1 protein-coding gene is annotated in these 1,293 nt (G+C 38.1%); it reads left to right on the top strand.

All coding sequences use genetic code 11. From position 1 onward, the window contains the following. Positions 1-1,021: adenosylhomocysteinase (locus ACNKXS_RS05660; protein WP_417920001.1), on the top strand; the 1,021-nt coding region annotated here is incomplete at its 5' end. Positions 1,022-1,293 lie beyond the last annotated feature (272 nt).

Genomic DNA, 1,293 nt, shown 5'->3' with positions numbered 1-1,293 from the left:
CGGTATTCCTGTTTACGCCTGGAAAGGAATGACTGAAGAGGAATTTAACTGGTGTATCGAACAAACACTTTTCTTCGGGGAAGATCGTAAGCCACTTAATATGATCCTTGATGATGGTGGAGATCTTACCAATATGGTACTTGACGAATACCCTGAACTTGCTGAGGGAATCAAAGGACTTTCAGAAGAAACAACTACAGGAGTTCATAGACTTTACGAAAGAATGAAGAACGGAACATTGCCAATGCCAGCAATTAACGTAAACGATTCTGTAACCAAGTCAAAATTCGATAATAAATATGGTTGTCGTGAGAGTGCAGTAGATGCGATTCGTCGTGCTACAGATGTGATGCTAGCTGGTAAACGAGTTGTTGTTTGTGGGTATGGTGATGTTGGAAAAGGAACAGCACAATCTTTTAAAGGTGCTGGTTCTATTGTAACTGTTACTGAAATTGATCCAATTTGTGCATTACAGGCTGCAATGGATGGCTTTGAAGTGAAACAACTGGAAACTGTTCTTCCAAAAGCAGATATCGTCATTACTACCACAGGAAATAAAGACATCGTACGTGGAGAGCATTTCGAGGCGATGAAAGACAAAACTATCGTAGCGAACATTGGTCACTTTGATAACGAGATCGCTGTTGCCTGGTTAAATGAAAACCACGGAAGCACTAAAGTGGAGATTAAACCACAGGTTGACAAATACACTATCAACGGGAAAGATATCATCCTTCTTGCTGAAGGTCGTTTAGTGAATTTAGGTTGTGCTACCGGTCACCCGAGTTTTGTAATGAGTAATTCATTTACCAATCAGACCCTGGCACAGATGGAACTTTGGAATAATACAGATAAGTATAAGAACGAAGTTTATATGTTACCTAAGCATCTTGATGAAAAAGTTGCCAAGCTTCACCTGGAGAGAATTGGAGTTGAGCTAACTGAACTTAAACAGGATCAGGCAGAATATATTGGTGTAACGGTAGAAGGACCTTATAAGCCAGAATACTACAGGTACTAGAAATTAGTCACCTGTTAATTACAAAAAGCCTCTGCACTTGCAGGGGCTTTTTTTATTTGTTAATTCCATACTTAAATTAATCCTTTCTTAACATTGGCTCGTTAAAATCTTTAAGCTTGAGTTAAAAATTTCTCTTCTGAAAACCGGAGTTGGTATGTTTCGTAAGTATTAACGTAATCAATAATCAATTAAAAAAATTACCTATGAAAATTTTGAAAAAACCTTTACTGTTTATGGCGATGACCGCTATGTTAGGATTCACTTCATGTTCA

The sequence above is a fragment of the Christiangramia marina genome, from assembly GCF_048285865.1.
In the GTDB taxonomy this organism is placed as follows: domain Bacteria; phylum Bacteroidota; class Bacteroidia; order Flavobacteriales; family Flavobacteriaceae; genus Christiangramia; species Christiangramia marina.
The sequence above is the reverse complement of the archived record's forward strand: the minus strand, read 5'-3'. Positions and strand labels throughout refer to the sequence as shown.